Origin of the sequence: Couchioplanes caeruleus (genome assembly GCF_003751945.1) — a bacterium.
Taxonomy (GTDB): domain Bacteria; phylum Actinomycetota; class Actinomycetes; order Mycobacteriales; family Micromonosporaceae; genus Actinoplanes; species Actinoplanes caeruleus.
Window position 1 is genome coordinate 4,109,669 of record NZ_RJKL01000001.1, and the last position, 26,543, is coordinate 4,136,211.

At 69.0% G+C, this 26,543-nt stretch carries 29 protein-coding genes, 2 tRNA genes and 2 pseudogenes; 13 read left to right on the top strand and 20 right to left on the bottom strand.

Going from position 1 to position 26,543, the window contains the following annotated elements:
* Positions 1–41: 41 nt before the first annotated feature.
* Positions 42–917, bottom strand: a complete 876-nt coding sequence (locus EDD30_RS18300; protein WP_170047581.1) for a DUF1775 domain-containing protein — start codon at positions 915–917, stop codon at positions 42–44.
* A gap of 25 nt (positions 918–942) precedes the next feature.
* Between EDD30_RS18300 and EDD30_RS18305 the strand changes: the two genes are divergently transcribed.
* Complete coding sequence (locus EDD30_RS18305; protein ID WP_071808339.1) at positions 943–1,242, top strand: metal-sensitive transcriptional regulator; 300 nt, start codon at positions 943–945, stop codon at positions 1,240–1,242.
* Positions 1,243–1,305: 63 nt separating this feature from the next.
* On the opposite strand, the gene EDD30_RS18310 is transcribed toward EDD30_RS18305, so the two are convergent.
* The 6 genes from EDD30_RS18310 to EDD30_RS18335 form a co-directional block, all read right to left on the bottom strand.
* The gene (locus tag EDD30_RS18310) at positions 1,306–3,573 is read right to left on the bottom strand and encodes a heavy metal translocating P-type ATPase (protein ID WP_071808338.1); all 2,268 of its coding nucleotides are present in this window, start codon (positions 3,571–3,573) and stop codon (positions 1,306–1,308) included.
* An 11-nt stretch (positions 3,574–3,584) separates the two neighbouring features.
* Entirely contained in the window at positions 3,585–4,547 is a 963-nt protein-coding gene (locus EDD30_RS18315; protein WP_071808337.1) for a hypothetical protein, read from the bottom strand.
* Positions 4,548–4,549: 2 nt separating this feature from the next.
* Complete coding sequence (locus EDD30_RS18320) at positions 4,550–4,759, bottom strand: heavy-metal-associated domain-containing protein (RefSeq protein ID WP_071808336.1); 210 nt, start codon at positions 4,757–4,759, stop codon at positions 4,550–4,552.
* Positions 4,760–4,984: 225 nt separating this feature from the next.
* Positions 4,985–5,650: a DUF305 domain-containing protein gene (locus tag EDD30_RS18325; protein ID WP_084557139.1), complete on the bottom strand. Its 666-nt coding sequence runs from the start codon at positions 5,648–5,650 to the stop codon at positions 4,985–4,987.
* Between the two features lie 87 nt (positions 5,651–5,737).
* Entirely contained in the window at positions 5,738–6,181 is a 444-nt protein-coding gene (locus EDD30_RS18330) for a DUF6153 family protein (protein ID WP_071808335.1), read from the bottom strand.
* 54 nt (positions 6,182–6,235) lie between these two features.
* Positions 6,236–6,796 (bottom strand): TetR/AcrR family transcriptional regulator, encoded by a 561-nt coding sequence (locus tag EDD30_RS18335; protein ID WP_071808334.1) that lies wholly within the window; start codon positions 6,794–6,796, stop codon positions 6,236–6,238.
* Positions 6,797–6,906: 110 nt separating this feature from the next.
* Here EDD30_RS18335 and EDD30_RS38330 point away from each other — a divergent pair, with 110 nt between their 5' ends.
* Positions 6,907–7,104, top strand: coding sequence for a hypothetical protein (locus tag EDD30_RS38330; protein ID WP_143162934.1), 198 nt, complete (start codon positions 6,907–6,909; stop codon positions 7,102–7,104).
* Complete coding sequence (locus tag EDD30_RS18340) at positions 7,101–7,625, top strand: DUF2269 domain-containing protein (protein ID WP_211277954.1); 525 nt, start codon at positions 7,101–7,103, stop codon at positions 7,623–7,625. Before EDD30_RS38330 ends, EDD30_RS18340 begins: the two co-directional genes overlap by 4 nt.
* 49 nt (positions 7,626–7,674) lie before the next feature.
* Here the strand turns inward: EDD30_RS18340 and EDD30_RS18345 are convergent, their stop codons facing one another.
* On the bottom strand, positions 7,675–8,541 hold the full coding sequence (locus EDD30_RS18345; protein ID WP_084557137.1) for a L,D-transpeptidase: 867 nt from the start codon (positions 8,539–8,541) through the stop codon (positions 7,675–7,677).
* Positions 8,542–8,746: 205 nt separating this feature from the next.
* The gene (locus tag EDD30_RS18350; RefSeq protein ID WP_071808333.1) at positions 8,747–9,283 is read right to left on the bottom strand and encodes a DUF4396 domain-containing protein; all 537 of its coding nucleotides are present in this window, start codon (positions 9,281–9,283) and stop codon (positions 8,747–8,749) included.
* A gap of 229 nt (positions 9,284–9,512) precedes the next feature.
* Here EDD30_RS18350 and EDD30_RS38335 point away from each other — a divergent pair, with 229 nt between their 5' ends.
* Positions 9,513–9,710 carry a hypothetical protein gene (locus EDD30_RS38335; RefSeq protein WP_143162933.1) on the top strand — a complete coding sequence of 66 codons (198 nt, stop codon included), beginning with the start codon at positions 9,513–9,515 and terminating at the stop codon, positions 9,708–9,710.
* A gap of 206 nt (positions 9,711–9,916) precedes the next feature.
* On the opposite strand, the gene EDD30_RS39175 is transcribed toward EDD30_RS38335, so the two are convergent.
* Positions 9,917–9,989 (bottom strand) — tRNA-Lys (locus tag EDD30_RS39175).
* A 597-nt stretch (positions 9,990–10,586) separates the two neighbouring features.
* Positions 10,587–11,132 (bottom strand): annotated as a pseudogene (locus EDD30_RS18355) (IS5 family transposase); the annotation flags it as partial.
* Between the two features lie 14 nt (positions 11,133–11,146).
* On the opposite strand from EDD30_RS18355, the pseudogene EDD30_RS40680 reads away from it, so the two are divergent.
* Both EDD30_RS40680 and EDD30_RS38340 read left to right on the top strand, forming a co-directional pair.
* Positions 11,147–11,356: pseudogene (locus tag EDD30_RS40680) on the top strand (MerR family DNA-binding transcriptional regulator); the annotation flags it as partial.
* Positions 11,357–11,528: 172 nt separating this feature from the next.
* Positions 11,529–11,726, top strand: coding sequence for a hypothetical protein (locus EDD30_RS38340; RefSeq protein ID WP_071808332.1), 198 nt, complete (start codon positions 11,529–11,531; stop codon positions 11,724–11,726).
* 241 nt (positions 11,727–11,967) lie between these two features.
* Here the strand turns inward: EDD30_RS38340 and EDD30_RS18365 are convergent, their stop codons facing one another.
* From EDD30_RS18365 to EDD30_RS42045, 3 genes are all read right to left on the bottom strand, one after another.
* On the bottom strand, positions 11,968–13,026 hold the full coding sequence (locus EDD30_RS18365; RefSeq protein WP_244945303.1) for a PP2C family protein-serine/threonine phosphatase: 1,059 nt from the start codon (positions 13,024–13,026) through the stop codon (positions 11,968–11,970).
* A 902-nt stretch (positions 13,027–13,928) separates the two neighbouring features.
* Entirely contained in the window at positions 13,929–14,174 is a 246-nt protein-coding gene (locus EDD30_RS18370; RefSeq protein ID WP_071808330.1) for a DUF5994 family protein, read from the bottom strand.
* The gene (locus tag EDD30_RS42045) at positions 14,087–14,704 is read right to left on the bottom strand and encodes a DUF5994 family protein (RefSeq protein WP_425321270.1); all 618 of its coding nucleotides are present in this window, start codon (positions 14,702–14,704) and stop codon (positions 14,087–14,089) included. The genes EDD30_RS18370 and EDD30_RS42045 overlap by 88 nt, the downstream gene beginning before the upstream one ends.
* A 980-nt stretch (positions 14,705–15,684) precedes the next feature.
* Here EDD30_RS42045 and EDD30_RS18385 point away from each other — a divergent pair.
* The gene (locus EDD30_RS18385) at positions 15,685–16,350 is read left to right on the top strand and encodes a GAF and ANTAR domain-containing protein (protein ID WP_071808327.1); all 666 of its coding nucleotides are present in this window, start codon (positions 15,685–15,687) and stop codon (positions 16,348–16,350) included.
* 105 nt (positions 16,351–16,455) lie between these two features.
* Here the strand turns inward: EDD30_RS18385 and EDD30_RS18390 are convergent, their stop codons facing one another.
* The 3 genes from EDD30_RS18390 to EDD30_RS42050 all read right to left on the bottom strand — a co-directional run bounded on the left by EDD30_RS18390 (position 16,456) and on the right by EDD30_RS42050 (position 18,222).
* Complete coding sequence (locus EDD30_RS18390; protein ID WP_071808326.1) at positions 16,456–16,854, bottom strand: ATP-binding protein; 399 nt, start codon at positions 16,852–16,854, stop codon at positions 16,456–16,458.
* Positions 16,855–17,586: 732 nt separating this feature from the next.
* A complete protein-coding gene (locus EDD30_RS18395) occupies positions 17,587–17,910 on the bottom strand; it encodes a hypothetical protein (RefSeq protein ID WP_071808325.1) in 324 nt (107 codons plus the stop codon).
* Between the two features lie 111 nt (positions 17,911–18,021).
* Positions 18,022–18,222, bottom strand: a complete 201-nt coding sequence (locus EDD30_RS42050; RefSeq protein ID WP_071808324.1) for an Imm1 family immunity protein — start codon at positions 18,220–18,222, stop codon at positions 18,022–18,024.
* 589 nt (positions 18,223–18,811) lie between these two features.
* On the opposite strand from EDD30_RS42050, the gene EDD30_RS18405 reads away from it, so the two are divergent.
* The 3 genes from EDD30_RS18405 (at position 18,812) to EDD30_RS18415 (ending at position 21,836) form a co-directional block, all read left to right on the top strand.
* The gene (locus tag EDD30_RS18405; protein WP_071808323.1) at positions 18,812–19,474 is read left to right on the top strand and encodes a HupE/UreJ family protein; all 663 of its coding nucleotides are present in this window, start codon (positions 18,812–18,814) and stop codon (positions 19,472–19,474) included.
* A gap of 163 nt (positions 19,475–19,637) precedes the next feature.
* On the top strand, positions 19,638–20,696 hold the full coding sequence (locus EDD30_RS18410; RefSeq protein WP_342353739.1) for a cation diffusion facilitator family transporter: 1,059 nt from the start codon (positions 19,638–19,640) through the stop codon (positions 20,694–20,696).
* Positions 20,697–20,777: 81 nt separating this feature from the next.
* Positions 20,778–21,836, top strand: coding sequence for a HupE/UreJ family protein (locus EDD30_RS18415; RefSeq protein WP_071808322.1), 1,059 nt, complete (start codon positions 20,778–20,780; stop codon positions 21,834–21,836).
* Positions 21,837–21,984: 148 nt separating this feature from the next.
* On the opposite strand, the gene EDD30_RS41485 is transcribed toward EDD30_RS18415, so the two are convergent.
* Entirely contained in the window at positions 21,985–22,113 is a 129-nt protein-coding gene (locus tag EDD30_RS41485) for a hypothetical protein (RefSeq protein ID WP_280526152.1), read from the bottom strand.
* A 184-nt stretch (positions 22,114–22,297) separates the two neighbouring features.
* Complete coding sequence (locus tag EDD30_RS39185; RefSeq protein ID WP_170047576.1) at positions 22,298–22,456, bottom strand: hypothetical protein; 159 nt, start codon at positions 22,454–22,456, stop codon at positions 22,298–22,300.
* A 615-nt stretch (positions 22,457–23,071) separates the two neighbouring features.
* Between EDD30_RS39185 and EDD30_RS40690 the strand changes: the two genes are divergently transcribed.
* Positions 23,072–23,638, top strand: coding sequence for a site-specific integrase (locus EDD30_RS40690; protein WP_071808321.1), 567 nt, complete (start codon positions 23,072–23,074; stop codon positions 23,636–23,638).
* Positions 23,639–23,867: 229 nt separating this feature from the next.
* Here the strand turns inward: EDD30_RS40690 and EDD30_RS18425 are convergent.
* A tRNA-Lys gene (locus EDD30_RS18425) sits at positions 23,868–23,939 on the bottom strand.
* A 417-nt stretch (positions 23,940–24,356) separates the two neighbouring features.
* Between EDD30_RS18425 and EDD30_RS40695 the strand changes: the two genes are divergently transcribed.
* A complete protein-coding gene (locus EDD30_RS40695) occupies positions 24,357–24,620 on the top strand; it encodes a hypothetical protein (RefSeq protein WP_071808320.1) in 264 nt (87 codons plus the stop codon).
* 619 nt (positions 24,621–25,239) lie between these two features.
* Positions 25,240–26,337 (top strand): hypothetical protein, encoded by a 1,098-nt coding sequence (locus EDD30_RS18435; RefSeq protein ID WP_071808319.1) that lies wholly within the window; start codon positions 25,240–25,242, stop codon positions 26,335–26,337.
* Positions 26,338–26,543: the final 206 nt, after the last annotated feature.

Consider the following 26,543-nt stretch of genomic DNA (forward strand, 5'->3'; position numbering starts at 1 on the left):
CGGATGCCGCCGGGACGGCGCCTAGCCTGGCGCGGGGCGACCTACCGGGCCGACGACCGGCGACGGCGCGCGAGGATCGCCGCTGCGCCGACGAGCGCTGCGACCATCGCGGCGGCGGCGATCCACCAGGCCGGTGACATGCCCGACGACTCGTCCGCGGCCGGTTCGGTCGCAGCGGCGGCCGCGGCGCTGGAGGGCGGCGCTACGGGCGAAGAGGGCGTGGTGGCCGCGGCTGGCGGCGAGGCCGATGCCACCGGCGGCGGTGTGGCGGTCGGTGCGGCGCCGGAACCGCCGGCGAGTTTCACCGTCGGCGCGGGATTCTCCGATTCGGCGCCGTCGGCGTTCGGCAACCCGATCCATCGGTCGGTGCGCCCGTCGCTGTAGGTCTGCAGCACTCTGAACGTGACCGACGCGTAGGTGGGCAGCTGCCGGATACGAATCTTATGTTCGGCGTTGGTGCCGACCGCCAGCGCCGGGCCTTCGACGGTGTAGCTGTCTTGCTGCTTGGTGAGTGCCCACTTCTTCGGCAAGCTGACCTGCGTGACGTCGTCCGGGGTGATCCCGACGGGCAGGAATATCTGGAGCTTGGTCACGCCTGCGGTGTCGGACTCGGCTTCGGCGTTGACCGTGGCGACGGCGTTCTTGGCTCCCGCGCGCGCCGGGTCGATGCTGATGCCGGTGTGCGCGAGCGCCGGACTCGCCGCCGGCAGGACAAGAACGGACCCGATCAGCGCCGCGGCGGCGTAGCCGCTCGCCCGACGCCGCATCTGCTGCACCATGCGGTCACTCCCGTGATCATAAGCCCTCGCCGGGATACCGGCTGCGGACTGCTCACGGGCACAGGCTACGACATTCATCGCGGTTCGACGGCTTGGGCCGGTCGCTGAACAGCGTGTTCGCGCCCGCGGTGAGGTCATACCGGTATCGGGTACCTTGCTGAGGATGGGCGAGGCGACACCGACCGGACCGCACGGGTACTCCGCGGACAAGCAGGCTCTGCTGGCGCGGTTGCGACGCGTCGAGGGGCAGATCCGCGGGCTGCAGCGCATGGTCGACGATGACACGTACTGCATAGACGTGCTCACGCAGATCTCCGCCGCGACCAAGGCGTTGCAGGCCGTCGCCGTCGGACTGCTCGAGGAGCACCTGCGGCACTGCGTGGTGCAGGCAGCGGCGGAGGGCAACGCCGACGCGAAGGTCAAGGAAGCGACCGCGGCGATCGCCCGGCTGGTCCGCTCCTGACACCGCCAGGTCCCGGCCGCCACCGGGGCCTGGCGGGTCCCGGCGGCGGCCCTGCGTCGACTCCTACAGGTGCTGCGCGGTGGTGAAACGGCGCAGCCGCAGGCTGTTGGCGACCACGAACACCGACGAGAACGCCATCGCCGCGCCGGCGATCATGGGGTTGAGCAATCCGGCGGCCGCCAAGGGCAGCGCGGCGACGTTGTAGGCGAAGGCCCAGAACAGGTTGCTCTTGATGATGCGCAGCGTGCGCCGCGACAGGCGGATCGCGTCGACGGCGGCCATCAGGTCTCCGCGAACCAGGGTCAGGTCGGAGGCTTCGATGGCCACGTCCGTGCCGGTGCCCATGGCCAGCCCGAGGTCGGCCTGAGCGAGCGCGGCGGCGTCGTTGACGCCGTCGCCGACCATCGCGACGACCTTGCCATCGGCTTGCAGGCGCTTGACGACGTCGACCTTGTCGGCCGGCAGGACCTCGGCGATCACCTCGTCGATACCGACCTCGGCGGCGACCGCCCGAGCGACCATGTCGTTGTCTCCGGTGAGCAGCACGGGCGTCAGCCCGAGGCGGCGCAGCGCGGCGACGGCGTCGCGGCTGGTCGGCTTGACGACGTCGGCGACCGCGAGGATGCCGCGCATGCCGCCGTCCCAGCCGACGGCGATCGCGGTGCGCCCGGCCGCCTGCGCGTCGGCCTGCGCGCGCTCCAGCTCGGCCGGGACGGCGAAGTTCTCCCGCCGCAGCAACTGCAGACGGCCGACGACCATGGTACGACCGTCGACCGTGCCGCGCACGCCGAGCCCTTCGGTGTTGGCGAAGCCGGACACCGGCGGCAGGTCGCCGATCGTGTCGGCGGCGGCGCGGGCCACGGCCTGCGCGATCGGGTGCTCCGAGGCGGCCTCGACCGCACCGGCCAGCCGCAGCAGCTCATCGAGATCCTGACCGTCGGCGGGCAGCGTGTCGATCAAGGTCATCTGTCCGGTGGTGACGGTGCCGGTCTTGTCGAGCACGACGGTGTCGACCGTGCGGGTCGACTCGAGCACCTCCGGGCCCTTGATGAGCACACCGAGCTGGGCGCCGCGGCCGGTGCCGACCAGCAGCGCGGTCGGGGTGGCCAGACCCAGCGCGCACGGGCAAGCGATGATCAGCACGGCGACCGCGGCGGTGAACGCCGCCGTCCAGCCGGCGTCGGCGCCGACCCACCAGCCGAGCGTGGCCACGGCCAGGGCGATGACGATCGGCACGAACACCCCGGAGATCCGGTCGGCGAGGCGCTGCACGGCGGCTTTGCCGGTCTGCGCCTGTTCCACCAGCGTGGCCATCTGCGCGAGCTGGGTGTCGGCGCCGACGCGGGTGGCCCGCACGACCAGCCGCCCGCCAGCGTTGACGGTCGCCCCGACCACGGTGTCGCCGGCACCGACCTCGACGGGCACGGATTCGCCGGTGAGCATGCTCGCGTCGATCGCCGACGCGCCGTCCTCGATGATCCCGTCGGTGGCGATCTTCTCCCCCGGGCGCACCATGAACCGGTCCCCCACGGCGAGTTCGGCGACGGGGATGCGTCGTTCCGTGCCGTCCCGGAGCACGGCGACGTCTTTGGCGCCCATTTCCAGCAGCTCGCGCAGCGCCGCGCCGGCGCGGCGCTTGGACCGCCCTTCGAAGTAGCGGCCGGCGAGGATGAAGGTGGTCACCCCGGCCGCGGCCTCGAGATAGATGGCGCCGGCGCCGTCGGTACGGCCGATGTCGAGGCTGAACGGGTGGGTCATGCCGGGAGTGCCGGCGGTGCCGACGAACAGCGCCCACAGCGACCAGCCGAACGCGGCGAGGGTGCCCATGGAGATCAAGGTGTCCATGGTGGCGGCGCCGTGACGCAGGTTCGTGAGCGCGGCCCGGTGGAAGGGCAGGCCGCCGTAGACCACCACCGGTGCGGCCAAGGTCAGTGACAGCCACTGCCAGTGGGTGAACTGCCAGGCCGGCACCATCGCCAACAGCACCACAGGCACGCTGAGCACGATCGAGGTCCACAGCCGAGTCCGCAAGCTGTGCAGCTCGTCCACCGGCTGCGCCTGCCCGGCCGGGTCCTCCGCCGATTTTGGCTTCGGAGGCAGCGCGGCGGTGTAGCCGGTCTTCTCCACCGTGGCGATCAGATCGTCCGGGGTCACCGCGCCCGCGTAGGTGACGCTGGCTTTTTCGGTGGCGTAGTTGACGGTGGCGGTGACCCCGTCCAGGCGGTTGAGCTTCTTCTCGATCCGAGAGGCGCAGGAGGCGCAGGTCATGCCGCCGATCGACAGTTCAATCTGGTTCGGTGCCGTTGGCAACGGCTTGGCCGCAGGTGCCATGACTGCTCTCCTTACCCGTGGGTGTGTTCGCCGTGCCGGCCCGGCGCGCTCGACGCCTCAGCCGGCGGCGGTGGCACCGAGGGGGCCGGGCCTGCGGTGGCGGTGAACTCGGCGGTGTGCACCCGGCCGTCGTGCTGGAAGTCCAGGTACAACCGGTAGGTGCCTGCGCTGGGCACTTCGGCGAAGAAGCGGATCTGCGGTCCGGCCGCGGTGCGGCCGTCACCGGGTGCGCCGTCCGGGTGCACGTGCAGGTAGGCCAGGTCACCGCCGCGCAGGGCCACCAGATGACCGTAGGCGCCGAGGTACGGCTGCAGGTCGGTGACCGATGCCCCGTCTCGGGCGATGCTCAGGGTGAGCTCCGACGATGCGCCCGGGCTCAGGTCGCCGTCGAGGGTGACGGTGTAGCCGTCGACGCTCGCCGTGCGCGAGGCCGCGGGCAGGGTCCTGGGCTGATAGTTCCCGGGCGCGGGCACGTCCACGCCGAGTGTCAGCGCCTCGGCGCGGCCGGCGGGCTGGAAGTCGGCGAACACGCGATACTGCCCGGCGGCGGCGACCTTCAGCGGGATCGACCAGGTGCCGTCACCGTCCAGGCTCGGGTGCACGTGCTGGAACCCGGACAGGTCGCGGCGCACCACGATCAGGTGCAGGTCCTTGTCGTGGCTACGGGTGTAACTGGTGACCGGGGCGCCGTCGGGGCCGATGATCTGGAACCGGAACGGTTGCGCACCACCGGTGGCCAGGGCGGCGGTCACCGGGTTCAGGCGGTAGCCGTCCTGGGTGACTTGCAGACCGCCCGGCAGGTGCGTACCGCCCCCTTCCGGGGGCACGGCTGCAGCGTCGTGCTGCCCGGCGGAACCGCTATGCGCGGCGGGAACGGCCGGGGGTTCGCCGGTGACGTGGCCGAGCCCGAGGGCGGTCGCGAACACGGCCGCCAGCCCGAGCGCGTAACCACCGATCTTGACAGGGGTGCGCATGACTACCTCGCTAGTTCGTATCCGGCCTCGTCGACGGCCGCGGCCACGGCCGCATCGTCGACGGGCTGCTCGCTGATGACGGTGACCGATCCGCCGGCCAGGTCGACGTGGACGTCGGTGACGCCGGGGATCTGCGTGATCTCGGAGCTGACCGAGTTGACGCAGTGCGAGCAGGTCATGCCGGTCACGGTGTAGGTCTTCGTCGTTGCCATGGCGGTCTCCTGTCGATAGAGCGAGCGGTGAACTGCCACCACTATACCCATACCCCCTAGGGGTATCAAGGAGAGGAATGGTCGGCACGCCGACGAGCAGTTACCGCCCCCTTGGCGGCAGCAGTGAAACCCTGTCCCCGCCGTCCAGGCGTATGTCCGCGACGCAACCTTCCGACACGGCAAACGGCCGGGCACCTTCGGCGAAGGCGCCCGGCCGGGGTGTCATTACCGCTGGCCGAGGATGCCCTTCATCGTGGTGATCTCAGCCTGCTGATCGGTGATGATCTTCTCGGCCAGCGTCTTGGCCTCCGGACTGGAGCCCTGCGCCGTCTCCTGCTTGGCCATCTCGATGGCACCCTCATGGTGGGCGATCATCATGGTGAGGAACTGCTTGTCGAACGCCGCCCCCTTGGCGTCCATCAGCTTGTCCATGTCAGCGTCGCTCATCATGCCGGGCATCGACTCGTGGCCCGTGCCGTGCGCGTCCGAGCTCATGCCGGGCATGGCGGCCGGCTTGCCCCACGCGGTCAGCCACTGGTTCATCGTGTCGATCTCCGGCTGCTGCGCGGCCTTGACCTTGGCGGCGAGTTCCTTCACCTTGGCGTCGGAGGCCCGGCCGTCGGCCATCGCCGCCATCTCGATCGCCTGCTGGTGGTGCGGGATCATCGATTGGCCGAACGTCACGTCGGCGTCGTTGAACGTCGCGCTCGCCGAGGGTGCGCTCGCGGCTGGCGCGGCGCTCGTGGCCGTCATGCCGCCGTGGTCCATTCCGGTGCCGGACGATGAGCTGTCGCCTCCGCAGGCGGAGAGCACCAGGGTGGCCGTGACGGCAGCACCGGCGAGCAGACCGCGGCGCAGCACGGCGGTGGGCAGAGCAGTAGATCGCATCATTGCGGGTCGAACCTTTCGAAGAATGTCGAGGTCGGTGTGCGCGCGAACGCCCTGGCAACGGCGGGTGCCGATGCGGGGCAGGCAGTTCTATATGCGCAGTACCGCCAGCGACGCGACCCGTAATCCCTGCCCGCGCCACGGTGGCGCGCGGGATGCCCTCGACGAGGTGACGACGCGCGAGGGGCCGCGGGCCCGACTCTTCGGCCGGGCCAGTAACAGCGCGGCAAAAAGGCCCGCGATCGCCAGGCCGCCCAGGATCGCCAGGCAGATGCTCCAGCCGGCCATGGCGCCGTGCTGGCCGCCGCAGTGGCCGTCCGGGCAGGGCCCTGCAACGGCTTTCTCGTGTACGCCGACGAACGACTCACCTGTCGCTGAATGCCCGGCACTCGACTCGACGACCGAGTGGTCGTGGGAATCCATGGGCATGCTGGCGTGACCGAGCGTGTGCATCGTGGCCAGCCCGAACAGGGTGCAGAGCAGGACCGCCCACCGGACGGCATGTCCGAGAGATGCCGATTCTGCCGTCGTCACGCCGTCCACGCTAGCGCGGCCGACCCGGCGCTGCCCTGGCAGGAGGCGCGGCGATCACGCTCGCAGGCCGTCATAGGTGACCGCGACCAGCCGCGCCACAGCCGCGTCGCTGAGCCCGGCGGCGGCGCCGAGCGCATGCAGGCAGTAGGCGGCGAGTTCGTCGGGTGCGATGTCGCTGCGCACGTCACCGGCCGCGGCGGCGTCGCGGATGAGGCTCGTGACGAAGTCCCGCAGGTGCTGGTGGGCGTGTGCGACGTGCGCGCCGCGGTGCAGCCCGGCAGCGAGCTCACCGGCCGGTTGCCGGTGGCGGATCCCCGCATAGGTCTGCAGGACGGCCCGCAGCCGCCCGGCCGGGTCGGCGCCGCCGTCGCCGGCCTGGGTCAGCGAGTGCAGGTGGCGGTGCACCTGCCGTTCGTGCCAGGCGAGCAGGACCGCGTCGACGTCGGGGAAGTACTTGTACAGCGTCGCCCGGCCGATGCCGGTGGTCTGCGCGATCTGCGACATCGTGACCGACGCCAGGCCGCGTTCGGCGACCAGCGCCTCGGCGGCGTCGAGCGTCGCGTCGCGCACCGTCTGGCGGTGCGCCGCGATGGTGTCGTTCCACAGCCGGGGCACCGACCGAGTGTAGAACGGAATGCCACTATCGCGACATGGCGTCTTGACGTAGACATGTTGTCTCGATAAGTCTGGTCAGAGTAGTGACCCGCGCCGTCCTCGGGAGAGTCATGAGCAGTCCACCAGGTCGGCGCGCCGACAACAGCGACCCCTCGAACCGAACGCCGCGGTGGGTGAAGGTCTTCGCCATCGTGCTGGCCGTGCTGATCCTGGCGGCCGTGCTGCACAAGCTGCTGGGGCCCGGCGACCACTCCATGGGCGGCCCTCTGCCCTCGACGGGTCCGACCATCGGTACCGGCACGCGGTGATGAGGCTGTCTCCGGGTGTTCGCCGCGCCGCCCTGACGGCTCATGTCTCGTCGTCGGTGGGCTGGTTCGGCGCGGTCGCGGTGTTCCTGGTGTTGGCCGTCGCCGGCCTGCGCAGCCGCGATGACCACACTGTGCGCGCCGCGTACGTGGCCATGGATCTGTCGGCGCGGTACGCGATCGTGCCGCTGGCGTTCGCGTCGATCCTCACTGGTCTGCTGTCGTCGCTGGGTACGCAGTGGGGTCTGCTGCGCCACTATTGGGTGCTCATCAAGTTCCTGCTTGTTGTCGTCGCCACGGTCATCCTGCTGCTGCAGTTGACGCCGATCGGCCACCTGGCCGCGACGGTCACCAGGACGGGGCTGAGCAGCGGTCAGTTCAGTGAGGCCCGGCTGTCGCCGATCGTGCACGCGATCGGCGGCCTGGCCGTGCTGCTCACCGCTACGGTGTTGGCCGTGTTCAAGCCTCGCGGAATGACCGGCTACGGACGCCGTCGTCAAGAGCGGACCAGCGGCATCGATTGACGTAGCCGGGGCGTGGATGGCCACCGCGATGCCGCCCCGGGGTGGTGTGTCAGGTACCGGGGCGACGACCGAAGGTGTGCACGACGGCACCCGACTGAAGGGCATCCCACATCGCGACCGCGTCGGAGTGCAGCAGATTGACGCAGCCGTGAGAACCCCGTGTGCCGTCGTGGATATAGGTGGTGGTCTCGTGAAAACCGATGCCGCCGATGAACCGCTGCCAATACGGCAGCCACACCTCATAAGGATCGGACCACTCGCGAAGCTCACGCTTGTTGATCCGGTACGTCCCGGCGGGCGTGGCGTGCCCCCGGAAGCCTGTGCGCACGATGGTCGGCCCGACGATGATCTCACCGTCGCGGACTACCCAGGCGGTTTGCCGGGTGAGGTCGACACAGGCGCTGACACCGGCCCTCGCATCACACTGCTGCTGCGCTTCGGTCGTCAAGCTGTCAGAGATTCGGCGCGCGACGTCCTCCGTTGTTGCGTCGGCCTGCCCTGCGGCCGGCTCGATGCCGAACCGCTGCTGAAAACGGCGAATCACGGCGCAGTCACCCTGAGACTGCCGGCCGTCGACGACAACCGAGGAGTAAGCAGGCACCGTGGCCAGCGCCGTCTCGACGGCGCGTTGCCGGACCGTCGCGGCGCACGACGTCACCGGCGACCCAGTAACAAGAGGAGCCGCCGGCAGTTGTGTCGCAGCGTTCTTCACTGGCGCGTTCGGCCCCTGTACGACGACGAAAGAGCGCACCTTCGAACTGGGCGCAACGGTAACCTCCGCCGCGGCAGGCACGGAAGGAACACCGGTCACGGCGGCCGCCACCACGGCGGGCACATCGAAGGCATGGCCGCCGACCGCCACACCGGCGGCCACGGCCACACCGGCGAGGACATTGACGACACGCGACAGGGACATACACGCGCCTCCCCGTGTTCGATGCGGACCATCCGGCAGTCGTTCGCCTTACCATCGGTTGCTCGCACGGCGGATTCAGCACTTCGCGTGCTGAACCGACGGCGTGCGGTCACCCCGGACGACCTGATCAACACGGTGAAGAGCAATCCATGCGGCGGCAGCCGGCCCCCTCATGGAGGCACGGCCGCCGCCCGCCGGGTGCAGGTCAGTGGTGGTACTGGTGCACCACTGCGTGACCCTTGCCGCGTGAGATCAGCCACCGGTTGATCGGGACCGTGAGCACGAACGCCACGGCCAGCGCGAACGCCAGCGAGGCCCAGAACACCCTGCTCGCGAGGCCGGCCTCCATGGCCCCAGGAACGACGAGCATGACGGCGTTGTCCAAGATCTCCATGACGGCGATGGAGATGCTGTCCGCTGCCAAAGCAACCTTCAGCGCGGTGCGCACGTCGACGCCGGCGCGCAGCACGCCGCGCATGGTCAGGGCGTAGCCGAACACGAACGCCAGCACGACCGCCAGGGCCACCGTCGGCCAAGCGGACCAGCCCAGCGCGGTACCGATGACCATGCCGAGCACCTCCCCGATGGCGCAGCCGGTCAAGCAGTGCAGGGTCGCCTGCGCCGCCATCCGCCACGACGTGCCCGTCGGCGCAGGACCCGAGTGATGAGCATGACCGGCGTGCGGAGCTGCGAGGCCAGCGTGCTGCTGCGGGTGGCCGGAGTGATCAATGAAGTGGTTCATGACCGACCTCCTTCGACAAACTCACAATACCCCCTGGGGGTATCTCGGAGAAGACGTGACCGCCATCTTCTTGCCCTCATGCCGCGTAGCAGGGCCAAGCGTTGACGGCTGCGCTGGCCGCGCAGATCGTTCGGGACAAGGCCGGGACGGTGGCGGTCTACGCCGATACCAGCAGGAACAACGCCGCCGCGCCACCGCCGACGGCCGGGTATGGCGGCCCCACGGCTACGTGTTCACCAACCCTGACGGCAACCCGTATCACCCGAACGTCTTCACCAGCCGGTTCCAGGACCTGATCGCCGCCGGGTTACCACCCGTGCGGCTGCACGACCTGCGTCACGGCGCGGCCAGTCTCGCCAACACAAAGCCGCCGCGGCCACCGCCCGCCTCGTACTTGCCACCGCCCGCGCAGCCCGCAAGAAAATGATCGGCCGCCACTGGCGCCGACACACCTACGCGGCAATCCACAGCCGCCCACTCGCCCCGGCCCTGCGGAACCGCAGGCCACATCCACTCGGCGCCACGGAAAGAAGCACCGCAAACAGCGGCGCCGCGCGACACCCAGCGAGCACCCAGCGAGCACCCAGCATCCACGGCCGACAGACGAGGCCGCTAGACATGCAGGTCAGAAGGTGGGCCGCCGGGGACTCGAACCCCGAACCCAAGGATTAAAAGTCCATAGGTGAATGCCATTCTCGATGCGGCCAGAAAAGCGGACTATATTCTCGCACGGTCCGGCAGAGTCCGGCTACGTCCAGGTACGTCCGAGTGAATGAGAACAGCCATTCCATGCGGAAATCCGGTGGGATCCGGCCGCGTCCGGTGGGGGTACGAAACATCCGAGCGACCACGGAGCGACCAGCCCGCTCCTCGCCGTCGGTCCACCCGGCTCTGTGCGCGATCTGCGGCAAGGCGGAGACCGCACAGGGACGCCGAGGCGTGCTGCCGGCCGGGTGCGACAGGTCCGCGACCGTGCGGGCATCTGATGGTGCGGTGGTACTGTGGGTCGATCACTCCTATCGGGTGAAGGTCGCTGTCGAACTCTTGTGCACTCGAACTCGCGGGCCGCATCGTTGATCTCGGCCATCACGCTGGCCTGACTCCGAGCCGATCATCATAGGCGCCCACGCCGCCGACGATTGTGCGACCGAGGACAAGTCGTCGACGACGCTGCGTATGCATTCCACCGTGACTCGCGGAGGGGCGTGGGAACTCCGTTGGAGGACATCACGATGGCCAGCAAACCCAGCTCTAGCGACCGCGCCCGACGCCGCGCGATCCGCGCTCGCATTTGTTGACCGGACTAGGGCGCGTCTCGAAGTGCGTGTAGCCACTCGTTGATGGCGGTGATGTGCAGGGTGGCTTCGTAGCGGACGGCGAGTTTGTCGAACCTGGTGGCCACGGCTCGGTGTCGTTTGAGGCGGTTGATGCCGCACTCGACGGCGTGGCGTTGCCGGTAGAGCTGGGGGTTGAAGGCGGGTGGGCGTCCGCCGCGGAAGCCTTTCGCCAGGCGGTGGGCATCCTGGTCGGTCTTGCTCGGAATGCACGCTCTGATTCCCCGTCGGCGCAGGTAGCCGCGGTTCGCGCGAGAGGTGTAGGCCCGATCTGCCAGGACCAGATCGGGCCGCACTCATGGACGGCCGGGCCCGCAGCGGGGCACCCGAATTTCGGCCAGCACCGCGGCAAACTGTGGGCTGTCACCCCGGTGGCCCGCGGTCAGCAGCATCGACAACGGCTTACCGCCCTGCTCGCAGGCGAGATGCAGCTTTGTGGTCCAGCCGCCTCGCGAGCGCCCCAGAGCATGATCGGCCGGCTCGGGTCTGACACCGCCGGCGGGCTCGCGCTGAACGCCTCTACGGGCTGGCGAAGCTGTTCACCCCGTTCCGCTCGGCCGGTGGGCACCGCCGCTACTCGCGCTACCAGCTGCGCCTCGCCGCCAGGGCCCGGGAGATGGTCGGCCACGGCACCGCCCTGGAAGCCGCCTGCCGCATCATCATCCTCGAAGACCAACTCGAAGAAGCCCTTCGGCTCCACCAGAGCCACCAACGCCAACAGCAAGCCGACGCAGCCTGAAACCCCGACGCCTCACGGTCCTTCTCCACCATGAGAGGGACCGTTTGTCGTCCTCCGATCCCACCAACCTGCCCGCGACACCTACCGGCCCCGATGCGCTCACCGTGCGGCCGGACGTCAGAAGCTCGATCCACGGCCTTCAGCCGCGCACCGGCCGGATACAGCTACGCCAATGACTTCGCACGACGAGATGTCCACCCGGCAACGGACCGCCGCCACAATGCACGGCACCGCAGAGCAGCTCGACGTAGCCGAAGCCATTCTCCACCGCAGCGTCGAAGAGTCACCGGACCCCGCCACCACCACCCGGCTACATTCCCTCGGCGATCAGGTCACCACCCCAGGCAAAGGCCATCGACCGGCGCGCTGACCGGCTTACCGCTTCAGGCGCCGAGCACGGCGACATCAGATGAACCGGTCGCGGGCACCGAAGCAACGGCCCGCGCTGCTCGCCGACATCGACGCCGGAAACTGGCCACGAAATACGCCCGGCTGTCAGGCGACGTACCCGGCAGCTCAGGCGCTCCAGGCAGCTGATGTACCGAGGCCGGGCTCACGCAGTATCCGGGCCGGCCAGGCAGCCTGGCCCTGACCCACGCGCGGGACAACAGCTACGAAGCCGTACGGGTACTGAGCGCTCCGGCGCTGATTGGTGTGCTGGCGCGGTGGGGGTCGGCGCCGGCAGTGGTGTGTCGGGTGTCGCCGTGGCCGCCGTGCCAGTCGAGCACCAGCAGGCAGGCATCGTCCGGCAAAGTGGGCCCGGCGGCCTCGAGGACGAGGTCGCCGAGGACGCGGACGACTTCACGGGCGTGCAGTGCGCTCAGGTCCTGCAGTCGCGCCGGCAGGTCGAGGGCGGCCGCGTCGCGTTCCAACATGCCGTCGGTGACGAGCACCAGCCGGTCGCCGGGCTGCAAGACGATTTCGGCCTCGAGGTAGGCCCGGTGACGGAGCACCCCGAAAGGCCGGTTCGCCGGTAGCGCCACGGGTTGGGCGGTCGCTTCGCGGATCAGCAGAGGGATGGGGTGTCCGGCGTTGACGACGGCGAGGACCCCGGTGCGCAGGTCGAGGCGGCCGAGCAGGCCGGTGGCGAAGGTAAACCCGCCCGGAGCGTGGTCGAGCAGCGCGTCGTTCGCGGCTTGTGCCTGTTCGAGCAGGGTGCCGCCGCGGCGGCGGGTGTTACGCAGGCTGCCGACGCACAGGGTCGCGGTCAACGCGCTTTGAACGCCGTGGCCGACCGCGTCGGTGATGCTCAGATGCAGCTGGTCCCGGGCGATGCTGTAGTCGAAGGTATCGCCACCGATGCTGGCTGCCGGTTCCAACCATGCCGCCAGGGTGAACGAGTCGGCCTCGCAGGCGAACGATGCAGGCAACAGCCGCCGTTGAATTTCCGCAGCGAGCGTGAAGGCAGTGGTGCGTTGTCCCCACTCGAACAGGTCGGTATGCCGGCGGTTGGCGATGATGACGAAAGCGAGTGTGTGTGCAGTCCGTGACACCGCTTGCACGGTGGCTTCTGACGGCGCCGCAGGCAGAGCGACCTCCAGCAGTCCGATGGCTTCCCCGCGTTGTGTTACCGGGGCTCTCACCACGAACAGGTCACCGCACTCCTCGACCAGCACGCGCTGTGTCCGCAGTGCCTGCTCCTGAGGTCCGCCGTCGAAGGGCAGCACCATCGCGACGTCCCGGTCCTGCTGGCGTCCGTCGGACACGGCACCGATCGGGACGTGTGACAGCCGCACCAGGGCACGACCACTCATGTCCGCGACCAGAAATGACACCCACAACGCGCTGAGATGCGTCCCGATGCTGCGAGTCACCGCCACCACGGCGTCGACAGGTGCGGCCTTCTCCACTTGGAGCAGCACCTCGCTCAGATCCATACCGGCGGTTCCACTGTCGGTCACGCCCCGCAGCATAGAGTCGCACCGTTGGGCTTGCGGGTCACGGGATCGCCTGACGCCGGACCGGCGCCGCTCCTACAAGCTGGTCATGCCGCGATCGCGGGGCGTCGGCCGATCCGAGCGTCCGCAAGGGAAGGCTCGTGGTGCGCCGCTTGGTGCGGCCTCAAGATTGGCCCTAATTCGACAGAGCCGGGCCAGAACTGCCTTGCTGCGCGATAGGCGCACCTGGCGGTGCGCCGCGGCACGACCTCGAGTGGGCGGAAAGGCGCTGCAAACAGCGAGTGCTGACCCGCCCGAGCCTTGTCCGCTCAAATCAATGGCCCAGAACACGGGATCCGATGTCCGCCACCGCTGCCATTGACGCAGGAGTCACCGCTTGCGGTTGAACCTGTTGGCTAGTTCGCGGAGCTTGCGCTGGGTCTGCGGCTTGGCCATTTCCCGACGTCCCCGCGTGACCAGACGCCGTCCTCGGGGGCCTGCCAGGAATGCCTTGATCTGTTGCATCCTCGATGTCATCTCAATCTCCGCTTCTATCGTGGTGTGTCCTCGGTGCGGTGCCTCACCGGGTGTGCTGTCGGAGGCACTCTGTCGCCCGGCCCAAGCTCGCGCGGCTCCGGCTGGCACTGAGCACCCGGGCTGTCTGGTACGCCGCCTGACCAGCCGCCTATTCGTGGTCAGTTCCCGCATTCGATGTCGGCGAGCAGCGCGGGCGTGCGCTGCTGGTTGTCCGTGGTGGCCGCGGCGGTCATCGCAGTCGCGGCGCAGGCGGCTGTGGCCTGCGCGGGCACGACCAGCAGGTCGAAGCGGTCTCTGCCGAAGTCGCAGATCAGGGTCAGCAGACCGGCCGGTTGGGAGGTGTACCAGCCCAGGCGGACAACTCGGCCCTCGACGGTGATCCGGCCCGGGTGGGTAGATCCCACTCGGCGGCGTTCAACAGCACATGGGTGACAGGGCCTCGGGAGCTGTCCATCGCCGCGATCAGCGACGGAAGTTCAGCGCAGGCGTCGCTTGATTGCGGCCACCAGCCTCCATCGAGCAGCGTCGTGCGGGAGGACGTGGCTTCCTGCATCAGTCGCGGCGATGGTGCGACGCTCAAGGTACGAGGTTCGTTGATGGACACGGTAGGTGGGTTCCTTCCAGGCGTCGGTATGGCCCGGCTCGTCGGACGCCGCAGCGAGCCGGCGCAGGGCCGGCGCAGGTCGACGGCTCGGCGTGAGCAGGCGTGCGGTTCGGCGACGTCACGGCTCAACGGCGGCGCGACAGCCGCCGCAACTGGGCGATACGCGCGGTGCCGATCGCCGCGGTGGCGATCCCGACGCCGACGCCGGCGATGAGCAGGGCCAGCGCCAGGGGCAGGCTGCCGTGCAACCACAAGAACGTGACTTCGACGTGGCGGGTGTTCTGCAGCATGAAGACGATCAGCACGACGAAGAGCAGCGCCGCGACGCATATGCCGGACCAGGCGGCGCCGGTGCGGGTGCGCGGTACTCGGCCTGCCGGTGACGTTGCGTCCGGCATCGTCAGGTTCTGCGAGCGACCTGCAGAACTCGGCGGCGGTCCGGCGGGCGGCGTGCGAGTCTGATCAAGATTGTTGGACATGACATCCCTGAGTGGATGGAGCCGGTGTGGCGGGCACCTCAAAGCGGGATGTCGTCGGTTCCGGGATGCGCTCATCGTACGCCTGTTCGGCTCGGCGCGCTTGACAGACTCATCCCAGCCGGCCGGCCCAGCTCCCCGAAGGGCCCACTGGATCAATGCGATGCGCGCACCTGCGTCGACAAGCTCGACCTGACCGGAGACGAAGCCACCGGGGCGGACATCGTTCGGGTTGCGCTCAGCGCACCGCTTAGACAGATCGCCATCCACGCGGGTCTCGAAGCGAGCCAGGTGAAAGTACGTCGAACAGACAGCAATCGGCGACCTCGGCAGGTCGTCTCCCATAAGATTCAGGCCCGCAAGACTCCCGGTCAAGTTCACCGACCCTTGCAACACCGTCAGTAACCGCGGAAAGCGCAGGATGTACGGCAACGCCAGCGCACCCTCACGAAGGGTGGGCGCTTCTCGCCGCAGGATCGTCGGACGGAAAAGCCGAGCGGAGGATCCGACGGATGCGCGCCAGGGGCGTCTTAGCGTCACAGGTGGCGCGGTGACGCTAACTGGGCCGCCGGCGGCCGAACGTGCGGCGGGTGTCGATCACCGCGTCGAGAGCCTCGCGCCACTCGAGGAGCGCGCCGATCTCGGTACGGCCCCACGGGGCAGCTCGCGGTCGCTGCCGCGCGGGGCGAAAGGCACGCCGATAGGGAAGACCGCGGCGAGCGCGTCGACGAGCCTGCGGGCCGCGGCAACGCAGGCGAATCGGCAGGGTTGGCATGGCGCCTGAGGGGGACTCGGCCTGCATGAGTGGCCGACAATCGCCGATCTGGTGAGCCGATGGACGCGCGCAACTTCGATGAGACCAGCCTGGATGACGCATTGGCCGCACTCATCGAGCGAGGCCGGCAAACGATCGGCGCAGCCGACGAGATATCAGTGACGTTGCTGCGTGGCAACTACGCGCATACCCCGGTGGTCACGAGCAACTTCGCCCTATTGCTGGACGAATGGCAGTACGAGCAGGGTCAGGGTCCCTGCCTGGACGCGGCGGCGTGCGCCGCAACGGTGACGGCCGCGGATCTGACCACCGAATCACGGTGGCCGCGCTGGACCCGCCGGGCCGTTGAAGCCGGAGCGGCGAGCTGCGCCTCAGTCGGGTTGCGGCTGCCCGACGGCATCCCGGGCTCGCTGAACCTCTACGCCCGCCGCCCGGCCGCCTTCGACACCGACGCGATGAGCCTCGCGCAAGGCTTCGCCGGCAGTGCTGCCGTCCTGCTGGCCCCTGCCGTAGGCGACGACCCCCACATGGCGCTATCGCAGCACCGGCACACCACGATGCAGCACCGAGCGGTCATAGAACGCGCCAAGAACATCGTCATGAGCCGTACCCAGTGCAGTCCAGACGACGCGTTCGCCCTGCTGGCCCAGCAAGCACAAGCCACCGGCCGTGCAACCTACGAGGTCGCCACCACGCTCATCCACGACGCACACCCCGAGCAGTAGACCGAAAGTGCGTCCGCTAGCCGAACCCTCAACGGACACGCGGCAGGAGGGCGCTGGCGCCGCCTGTTCGCCGGCGGGGGAGAGCCGCTCAGGATTAAGTCGCCGTCATGCGGTTCTTCCCTCGCGATGACGGACCGTGGCCCAGACCACCTTCCCGTCGGTGGTCGGCATGGACCCCCACGCGGCGGCACAGCGGTGCACCAGGTGCAGTCCCTGACCCCAGTCATCGCCTGGCTCCCGTACGGTCCACGAGACCGGGTCGACCAGCTGCGGCGGTTGTGGATCACGGTCGCTGACCGACAGGTGCAGGCCGGCGCCGCGTCGGGAGATGCTGACCAGCATCTCGGTGCGGGCGTGCGTCACCGCGTTGGCCACGAGCTCCGAGACGACCAGGCGAGCCGGGTGCAACACCTGCCCCAGATCCCAGGCCCGGCACACCTGCCGTACCAGGTCCCGGGCCACTCTCGCCGAGGACAGGTCCGGCGATAGCTGCCTGCGTACCACGTCGACCAGGGGGGGTTCTGCTGGTCACCGCAGCGCGTGCCTGCGGCATGGTGGCGTACATCGGCAGGTAGCGGTGCGACCCCACATGCCGTAATCGACGCTCCACCGTCGTACCCGTGGGCACGCACAGCGCCAGTTGCACCGGCGGCTGCATCCTCATGGCGGCCCGATACTCGGACAGCCATAGGGGAATGCTCTCGCCGGATGCGTCATCCAGGTCGTGCAGGTCCACGATCACCGCTCGCGGCTGCTCCACCAGGCACTTGCGGACCACGGCGGAGGCGTCGACCGCGAGCCGTCGCCCCCACTGGCCATGTACTGCCACCTCGATCACCGCCGAGTCGACATCGCTGACCAGCGTCAGACACGGCACTCGGGGATCTGGCACCCCGCCCGTGAACAGGTACGGCGGACGCGCCTCCACAGAGGCCTCCTTGCGTGAAGCGAAGCTAAGACCCTCTAGAGCAAACCGGACCGTCGTGACAATGTGGTGACCAAAGTGTCGACCGCTTCAGTCGAGCGGTCAACCACAGCTAGCACGGTCGCGACTTGTCAGACTCGCTCGAACGAGGGACAAGCACGCCACCAGGCGTCGCGGCGCTACCGACTGGTGAGCATCCCGAATTTGCTCTGCACAACGTCGGTCAAGCCGTGGCGTCGAGCTCTGCTGGTCGTCGGCTCGAGCCCATGCTGAAAATAGCCCTCAGGTTAAGCACCAAGGCCACTCAGTCGCTACTGATCGTCAGCGCCCACACCGCAGTCACGGACCACGTGCCGGAGTTCTTCCGATGGCAGCTCATGACTCCGGAACGCCGAAGCTGAAGCTCTCTCCGCCTCCGCGAAGCGGCGGGCGCGCGCAGCACGCTCGATCGCGCCCGGGAGGTGGGCCGCCGCGTTGTCGTAAAACTCGGCGCGTTCCTCTTCCGTCCGCGCGATGGCGTCGGCCGTCCGCGCCAGCATCTCAAACAGCTTGGCCTGCCTGGCCTTCAGCTCGGCTTGTGTAGCCCTCGCCGCGGGCAGCCGAACCAGAGCCGGCCGGTCGGCGTCCTGTCCCATTTGAGGAGTATCCACTAGGCGTAGGCAATGCGCTTCTTGCTAGTGGCGGTGTTTCACTTCTCGACCGTTGACAGCAAGATCGGTAAGTAGGGGTGCCGGCCGCCTACGACTTCAGCCGTTCCAGGAAAGGTTTGTTGGCCGCTGACCCGTTTGGATGTACTGACGAATCGCCTGGATGACGGCGCCTGGCGTGACGAGCGCGCGGTCGGCGGGAATCTTGATGGGTGGGTCGTCGGTGCATTCGGTGACGGTTAGCGGGCTGTGGTGTGCCGTAACGCCCGGTTCGATGGCCGATTCTTGGTGGGCAACCATTGCACCGCAGCGCGGCCGGACTCGACGTCGAGGTCCACTCGCAGGTGGCAGTCATCGCGTTGGTCAGCGGACAGCGGTCCCCACCAGGAAGTGAAGCCACGTCCGCCGTACGGGAAGACTCGGGTCAGGACGACCGATCAGCGTCGGGTACCGAGGTGCTAGGTACCGGGGGTGCCCCGGTATCGATGGCGGAGCCGCCGCTCTGAACAGCCAAACGTCGGACGTACCGTCGACTTCGCCGGTCTCGCCGGCGATCCAGTCGATCTGCTGACGGGTCCGCGCCTCGGCCGATCACGAGATAACCCGTCGCCGAGCGGGGCGACGCTGAGGCATTCCACCCTGCGCCACACCGCGATCGGCGGCGCTGACGATTCCCGCGGTATCCGGCAGGTCAGCAACACCCGGTTATCGGGCCACGCGACAACCGTGCCGTTGCTGTGGCCCTGGTTGCCTGTGGCCCTGGTTGCATCGCACGGAAAGGAAGCCCGGGCGTTGGAGCGCCGAACCTTGATGGAAGTCTTTCTGCGAACATGCCTCACGAGGCCAGCCGGCTTGCGACCTGGTCGCCGGAAGATCAGCGGAGAATCGGATGACAGCGAAGTGGCGCCAGGCGTGCGCCGTGACCATGTGCGCGGTCGCGGTGATGCTAGGTGCGCCGTCGGCGGCGTTCGCGCACGGTGTCGGTGGCTCGAGTGAGACGGCGTACGGGTTCGTCAATCTCGGGGTGCGGCACATGCTACTGGGCTGGGACCATCTGCTGTTCGTCGGCGGTGTGGCGCTGCTGGCCGGCACCCGGCGCCGCGCAGTGAAGTTGATCAGCGTGTTCGCGGGCGGGCACAGCATCACCTTGTTCACCGCCACGGTGGCGGACTGGCACGTCAACCCGGTGCTCGTCGACATCGCGGTGGCGCTGAGCCTGGTCGTCGTCGGCGTCGTCGGGCTGGTCGGCCGGCCGAAGGACTGGACCTGGTTCGCTGCGGTCGTGCTCGCCTTCGGTCTGATCCACGGCGTGGGCCTGTCCACCCGGCTGCAGGACGTTGGCCTCGCCGACGAGGGGCAGGTCCCGCGGGTGCTGGCGTTCAATGTCGGCGTCGAGATCGGCCAGCTGGCGGCGCTGCTGCTGATGGCCATCGCCGCCGACGTGCTGCGCACCCGTGTGCCCCGGTTGCGCGATCCGCGCCTGTCCCACCTCGGCCTGATCGTCGCCGGGACACTCGCCGCCGGCGCGCTGACCATCACCGGTTTCGCGTAGCCTCCGGCACTTCCGCCGGGCCTCGCCGGGCCTGCAAGGCTGGTGTTGTTGCAGGTCAGAGGCATTTGCAAGGTAGTCGTCGAGGGTGTGCGGCGCCTATCGTGGCACCAACAGGCCCGATTGCGGGCAGCCGAGGAGCAACCGTCACGAGAGGCCCATCCGCGTGCCAGCCCACGAGCACGACCACCACGCCTACGGTCATGAACATTCCGGCGCGGCGGGCGGGTTACGGCATCGGCTCGTACATCTGTTGCGGCCGCACTCGCATGACAGCACCGACAAGATCGACTCGGTGCTGGAGTCGTCGCGGGTGGGCCTGCGCGCGTTGTGGATCTCCCTGCTGATCCTCGGGCTCACCGCCGGGCTGCAGGCGGTCGTGGTGGTGTGGTCCGGCTCCGTGGCGTTGCTTGGCGACACCCTGCACAATCTGGCCGACGCGCTCACCGCCGTCCCGTTGGGCATCGCGTTCGTGCTCGGGCGCCGTGCCGCCAATCGCCGCTACACGTACGGCTACGGCCGCGCCGAGGACCTGGCCGGCATCCTGATCGTGGCGACCATCGCCGCGTCGGCCGCCTTCGCCGGCTACGAGGCGATCCGGCGGCTGCTCAACCCGCAGCCGGTGACCCATCTCGGCTGGGTCGCCGCCGCCGGATTGATCGGCTTTGCCGGCAACGAGCTGGTCGCCCGCTACCGGATCACCGTCGGGCGACGGATCGGCTCGGCCGCGCTGGTCGCCGACGGCCTGCACGCGCGCACCGACGGGTTCACCTCCCTGGCGGTGCTGCTGGGTGCCGGCGGTGTCGCGCTGGGCTGGCTTTGGGCCGACCCGGTGATCGGCCTGGCCATCACGCTGGCCATCACCATGGTGCTCAAAGACGCCGGCCGGGAGGTCTACCGCCGGCTCATGGACGCCGTCGACCCGCACCTGGTCGACCAGGCCGAGGCCACCCTGCGCACCATCCCCGGGGTCCGGGATGTCACGGCGGTTCGGATGCGCTGGATCGGCCACCGCCTGCACGCCGAGGCCAACCTCGTCGTCGACGACCACCTGAGCCTGCTACAGGCTCACGAGGTCGCCGCGGACGCCGAGCACCAGCTCACCCACGCCATCCCTCGGCTGTCCGGCGCCACCCTGCACACCGACCCGGCCCGCCATGCCGGCGACCACCACCACGTCGCCCTCTCGCACCACCGACGCGCCGACCCGCCAGCCAGCCAATAGGTTGCGCCTTAGCGGCGGGAACTATCAGGCCCACGCCGCCGACTAACGCACCGACACCCGTGACACCTGGGAGAGACCGCCATGCCGCCACGCCGCGTCGCACGCCTCGCCACCGCCGCTGTGACCGGCTGCGTCGTGCTGCTCGGTGCGCCCGCACCGGCGTCGGCGCACGGCATCGGCGCGGGCGCGGAGAGCGTCACCGACTTCCTCACCCTCGGTTTCACCCACATGATCGCCGGCTGGGACCACCTGCTGTTCATCGCCGGCGTCCTGATCGTCACCGGCACCGGCCGTCGCGCCGCCACCATGATCTCGCTGTTCGCCCTCGGGCACAGCGTCACCCTGATCGCGGCCACCCTCGCCGGATGGCGCGTCAACGCCACCTTCGTCGACATGGTCATCGCGTTGAGCCTGGTCGCCGTCGCCGTCATCGGGCTCATGGGACGCCCGCAACGCTGGCGGTGGTTCGCCGCGATGGTGCTTGGCTTCGGGCTCATCCACGGCCTCGGCCTGTCCACCCGCCTGCAGGCCCTCGGTCTGCCCCCGGACGGGCAACTCGCCCGGGTCGTCGCCTTCAACGTCGGCGTCGAGCTCGGCCAGCTCCTCGCCATCGGCGTGTTCGTCCTCATCGGCCGCGGGCTGCCGCGGCTGCCGCAGCGGCTGCGCAACCCCGACCTCGCGTACGCGGCACTGCTGGCCGCCGGAGGCGCCGCGACCATCGTCCTCGCCGTGACCGGCAGCGACGACCCGCCCAGCACCGCCGAGGTCAGCAGCATGGGCGACTGCCAGTTGCGCGCCCGCACCGAGACGTATCCGCAGTCCGGGGTTCACCCGATGAAGGACTTCTTCGGACCCGGCGAGAAAGCCCCGGACACCGCCTTCGGACACGTCATCGGCGACGGGTTCGTGATCGTGCACTACCCGCCCACCCTGCCCGCCGAGCAGGTGGCCCAACTGAAAGCGTTCGTCGAGGACCCCGCCTCCGGACGCGTCGTCGGCAGCGCCGTCGACGGCCAGGCCGAGCCCATCAAACTCGTCAACGCCTACGACACCGCCGAATGCACGACATTCGACCTCGACGGCGCACGCCAGTTCACCCGAACCTGGTTCGCCGACCCCCGCTCGAAACCCGTGGAGTAACCAAACGGTCAACCAGCCGGGGTCCACGCACCCGCCGCCTGCGCCGGGACACGCGTTGACCGTTCCCGGCGATGGTCACGGTGGCCGCGACTCGGGATCTCGGCGGGGCCTGTAACCCGGCATCCGTGTGCCAAACGGCGGTTGCCGCTTACAAGTAGGAGACGAACAGGTAGCCCGCCACAAGCAAGAGCAGCACTAGTCCAGTGATCAGCAGCACCGCCCGCCACACTTCGGTGGCCGTGCCGCCCTGCGGACGCTGCACGTGTGGGTCACTCACCCCGAGCACCCCCTTCGCACCGCTGGAGCAGTCAGAGCACCACCGTAACCAGGGAACTGGCCGAACCGGCGCCCACGGCGGAATGTTGAGGCGAGATCACTCATGCGACTACCCCCTACGCAGCATTACCCCAGGGCGGCCCGCTTCGGGAAGGTGCCACCGAAGTAGGCGAGATTGCCGTGGGTCAGAACTGAGGGACGGCAAGGAGCACGCCGAGGGCGAGGCCGACGGTCGCCAGACTGCCGAATCCGGCGCGTTCGACCCGCGACCACGGAGTGAAGGTCACCACCACCTCACCCACCTGGCACAGCACGTAGATGGCGGTGAACTGGGCAAGTTCCACGCCGATCCTGCCCGCGGCTGAGCGAGCGCGGCCACGGCAGCTGGCATTTCCGCTGCCGCAATCCGGACTTGTGGGGTCGTTCGGAACAGATACGTCGCGGCGGCTTCCCCTCGCAAGCCGCCGCCCGCCGGGCCCGCGATGAGGTCCTCGCCCTGTCCCGCGAGCAACGCGCCGGCCGGTCCTGGACCGTCGCCCGCTGGCTGCGCCACTGGCTGACCACCCGCCGCGGCATCCGTCCCACCACGCTGCGCATCTACACGTACCACGTCGAGGAACACCTCATCCCCGCCCTCGGCGACGTGCGCCTAGCAGCATTGACCGGCCAGCACTTCGACGTCATGTTCACCACCTTGCTCGCCGGGACCACCCCGTCAGGGCGACCCCGCAGTCCCGCCACCGTGCACCGCATCCGGGCCACCCTGCGCGCCGCACTCAACACCGCCATCCGCGACGGCCTGATCACCGACAACCCCGCCCGCCGCGTCGAACTACCCACCAGCGGTCGCCCGCACGCCCTCGTCTGGACCGAGCACCGCGTCGCGCAATGGCACGCCGACGGCCTTCGGCCCTCGGTCGCGGTCTGGACCCCCACGCAGCTCGCCGAGTTCCTCACCTTTGCCGCCGACGACCCCGCTCTACCCGCTGTGGTGGCTCATCGCCCTACGCGGGCTGCGCCGCGGCGAAGCCGCCGGACTGCGCTGGCACGACGTCGACCTCGACCGGGGCCACCTGGTGATCGTCAACCAGCGCACCACCGTCGGCTACCGCATCATCGAAGGCCCACCCAAGTCCACGGCGAGCCGCCGCGCCGTCGCCCTCGACCCGCACACCGTCACCCTGCTCCGCCGCTACCAGCAGGACCAACGCCGCCGCGCTACCGCAGACGGCCGGGCGTGGCGGCCCGACGGGTACGTGTTCACCGATACCGACGGCCACCCCTACCACCCGAACGTCTTCACCCACCGGCTCCAGCAACTCATCGCCGCCGCTGGGCTGCCACCCGTACGCCTGCACGACCTGCGCCACGGCGCGGCCAGCCTCGCCCACACCGCCGGAGCCGACCTCAAAACCGTCCAAGACCAACTCGGGCAGGCCAGCATCGTGCTCACCGCCGACACCTACACCAGCGTGCTGCCCGCCGCCCAACACAAAGCCGCCGCGCCACCGCCCGCCTCGTCCTGACCACCGCCCGCGCCGCCCGCAAGAAGATGACCGGCCGCCACCGCGGGGCGCCACCACACCCCCGCGGCAATCCACAGCCGCCCACCCGCCCCGGCACTGCGGAACGGCAGGCCACACCCACTCGGCGCCGTGGAAGGAAGCATCGAAAGCAGCGGCACCTCGAGACACCCAGTGAGCACCCACCATCCACGGCCGACAGTCGAGGTCACTAAACATGCAGGTCAGAGGGTGGGCCGCCGGGGACTCGAACCCCGAACCTAAGGATTAAAAGTCCTCAGCTCTGCCATTGAGCTAGCGGCCCGCGACGGCCAGGGTACCTGGACGAGGCACGTAATCCTAAGCGATACCCGCTTGGCGACCGTTGAGGTCATCGACGACCTGCGGGGCGAATTCACAGGGGCGGCGAGGCTGCGCGCTGGTCGGTGTACCCGTGCGTCCCGCGCGCGATGCGGTACCAAATCCGTTGGCGAGCGGGCGGTCCATCTGAAGATCATGGTGAGGTGACACACCTTCCCCCGCAGCACGACCGCAAGCGCGACAGCAGAGACTCGTTGTCGACGCCTCCGCTGTTCGCCGCGTTGAGCGGATCTCGTCGTGTCCTGGTCGCCGGCGCCGGCGCCGGCGGCGGCTTCGATGTCTATGCCGGCCTACCTTTTGGCCCTGGCCTTGGCCGACCTCGGCGTCGAGGTGCACCTGGCCAACCTGGCATTCACCCAGCTTGAGTTGCTGGACCTGGATCGCGGCAGCCACCCGTGGCGCGTCCGGCGACGTGCAGTTCACGCGGCGGACGCGAGGCAGCACCTTGTTCGTCAATCCGCTGATGGCCGTCTACTTCACCGTCCGACTCGACGCCTTGGCCGCCCGGTCGCTCTACCTGGACCGGCTGGAGAACACCCTCGACATGCGACAGGTCGCCCTGCACATCGAAGAGTTCCGTGACGAGCTCACGGCGACCCGGACGCCACACGCCTTCCCGCACTGATCCCGGAGGGCCTCCTTTCCGGGGCGTAGGGCATGGCCTTGCCCATTCCGCCACCGAGATCCAGTTGATCGAGGAAAGCGGCGACCTTCTCTGGAGCGCCGACTGCGGCGAGGGTGAGCGCCCGACCGGCCAGGATGCGGTCGCCTGCCGCGCCCAGCGTGGAACGCCTTCGAGATGGCCCTCAAAGGCCGACTTGCCGCAGCCCGCAAGTATTCCTCAACAATCTGGGTTACACCGTCTTCTTGACAGGCCCACAGTAAGATAAGAGCAGTGAAAACCGCCCAAACCGTCCCGAACTCCGCCGGCGCCGTCGTGCTCCGCGACCAGCTCGTCACTCTTCTCAAACAGCCTGCTCGACGACCGGTGGGACACGGCGGGCCGCACCAACCAGCCCACCGTCACCGCCCACCGGGCCGGAACCGACCGCGCGAGCCCGGCGACTTCAGTCGACCCGACACCATCCTCACGATGTCCTTCTGACCCCCGTCATGCCGCCGCGGCGGGAACGCCCGCCCCCACCCCGGCAACCCCGAACGAGTGGCCCTATGCCGAGGCATCACCGTGGCCGAATCGCCATCCGCGTTGTCAACGGGCGACCGCCCGCAGCAGAGGAGGACCCATGACCCTGCCCCTCGCCTCGACCATCACGGCCCGATTCCCCCTCGTCGCCCGCAATCGCCCGCCGGCCATACCGCTCGACGTACGCGTCGCTCGGCTTGTAGAAATGGCCGAGAGCGCCCATCGGAACCGTGACTTCAACAAAGCGTCCGTGGCGTTCAACGGCGCGGCCCTCGTCGCGTCCGACTGCGGAGACCCAGAACTCGCCCGCACCTGGTGCCACCGCCACGTGAACCTCTACCTGAGCCAAGCTCCGCTGAACGGCTCCAACGTCCGCATCGCCCTCGAAACGGTCGTCAACCTGGCCCGCCTGCGCATCAGAGCGGGCGACGGAGACGACGCGTACAGCTTGCTCACCGACCTGTACCAGGTGGTCCATGGCCATGCCCCTGCCGTCATCGATGGCCTTGAGCTGCGTCCTGAGCAACTACCCACAGACCCCCTCGCGCGCGATCAAACTATCAGTTGGCTACGCGACATCATGCTTGCTGATGGGACTCGCGCGCTCACCGTCGCCGGACGCTGGGACGACGCCCTAGCCCACGTGCGCCGCTGCGACGGAATCGGCCCCACCCTGCACGAGGGACGGCAGGTGGCGGTCATAGCGCTCACGATGCAAGGGGACAGAGCTGCCGCCGCCGCCCTTCTCAGGGAAACCACCATCAAGCAGCCCTGGGAACTGGTGGTACGCGATCTCTTGCAGAACTGGCACGCACAAACCACCGGCGTTGATCGGCCGACGGATCAGGCTGAACTGCTCGGCCGGTCACTAGAAATCCCCTCGGCACCCGGACTCTCCGTGTTCCGTACCCGCCTCTGCCTCGCGGCCATCGACCTCGCCACTGAAGTACCGCCGGCCGTCGTCGAGAACACGATCAGTCGGCTGGTCACCGATGTGCTCCGGGGCGAAGACGCGAACGCAGCACTCGACCTCCATCAACACCGCGCGGTCGGTCCAGAACACCATGGGAAGCTCATGCGTTTGATCAACGCGAGCGGGCTAGGCATCGGGCGCATACCCGAAATGGCAAGGGATTCACTGTCGTCGGCTCTCGACCTGGCCGCCATGGCGATACGTGTCATGCCCAGTGAGAGGTAGCCGCGCCTGTAAGGCGGCGTGCGTCGCATCGATCCGCTCAGGTTTTCGGACGGCGGAGGCGTTGCGCGAACGGTGGCGTCCAGTCCGGCGGGTCGGCGTTACGCAGGTGTGCATCGTCGACGGCGAAGGTCCGTTCCGGTCCGGGTGAGGTGGTAGGGCCTCCGAAGCGGACGCTGACGCGGCCCAGACCGCCGCCCTGCTCGCCG

Excerpts from the sequence above, each read along its gene's own strand:
- EDD30_RS18300 (WP_170047581.1), bottom strand. The coding sequence starts at position 917 with ATGACCTCACCGCGGGCGCGAACACGCTGTTCAGCGACCGGCCCAAGC.
- EDD30_RS18305 (WP_071808339.1), top strand. The coding sequence starts at position 943 with ATGGGCGAGGCGACACCGACCGGACCGCACGGGTACTCCGCGGACAAG.
- EDD30_RS18310 (WP_071808338.1), bottom strand. The coding sequence starts at position 3,573 with ATGGCACCTGCGGCCAAGCCGTTGCCAACGGCACCGAACCAGATTGAA.
- EDD30_RS18315 (WP_071808337.1), bottom strand. The coding sequence starts at position 4,547 with ATGCGCACCCCTGTCAAGATCGGTGGTTACGCGCTCGGGCTGGCGGCC.
- EDD30_RS18320 (WP_071808336.1), bottom strand. The coding sequence starts at position 4,759 with ATGGCAACGACGAAGACCTACACCGTGACCGGCATGACCTGCTCGCAC.
- EDD30_RS18325 (WP_084557139.1), bottom strand. The coding sequence starts at position 5,650 with ATGATGCGATCTACTGCTCTGCCCACCGCCGTGCTGCGCCGCGGTCTG.
- EDD30_RS38330 (WP_143162934.1), top strand. The coding sequence starts at position 6,907 with ATGAGCAGTCCACCAGGTCGGCGCGCCGACAACAGCGACCCCTCGAAC.
- EDD30_RS18345 (WP_084557137.1), bottom strand. The coding sequence starts at position 8,541 with ATGTCCCTGTCGCGTGTCGTCAATGTCCTCGCCGGTGTGGCCGTGGCC.
- EDD30_RS18350 (WP_071808333.1), bottom strand. The coding sequence starts at position 9,283 with ATGAACCACTTCATTGATCACTCCGGCCACCCGCAGCAGCACGCTGGC.
- EDD30_RS38340 (WP_071808332.1), top strand. The coding sequence starts at position 11,529 with ATGACTTCGCACGACGAGATGTCCACCCGGCAACGGACCGCCGCCACA.
- EDD30_RS18365 (WP_244945303.1), bottom strand. The coding sequence starts at position 13,026 with ATGGTGCTGCCCTTCGACGGCGGACCTCAGGAGCAGGCACTGCGGACA.
- EDD30_RS42045 (WP_425321270.1), bottom strand. The coding sequence starts at position 14,704 with ATGCGTCGCGGCGCTGCTCTTCGTCGTGCTGATCGTCTTCATGCTGCA.
- EDD30_RS18385 (WP_071808327.1), top strand. The coding sequence starts at position 15,685 with ATGGACGCGCGCAACTTCGATGAGACCAGCCTGGATGACGCATTGGCC.
- EDD30_RS18395 (WP_071808325.1), bottom strand. The coding sequence starts at position 17,910 with ATGGGACAGGACGCCGACCGGCCGGCTCTGGTTCGGCTGCCCGCGGCG.
- EDD30_RS42050 (WP_071808324.1), bottom strand. The coding sequence starts at position 18,222 with ATGGTTGCCCACCAAGAATCGGCCATCGAACCGGGCGTTACGGCACAC.
- EDD30_RS18405 (WP_071808323.1), top strand. The coding sequence starts at position 18,812 with ATGACAGCGAAGTGGCGCCAGGCGTGCGCCGTGACCATGTGCGCGGTC.
- EDD30_RS18415 (WP_071808322.1), top strand. The coding sequence starts at position 20,778 with ATGCCGCCACGCCGCGTCGCACGCCTCGCCACCGCCGCTGTGACCGGC.
- EDD30_RS18435 (WP_071808319.1), top strand. The coding sequence starts at position 25,240 with ATGACCCTGCCCCTCGCCTCGACCATCACGGCCCGATTCCCCCTCGTC.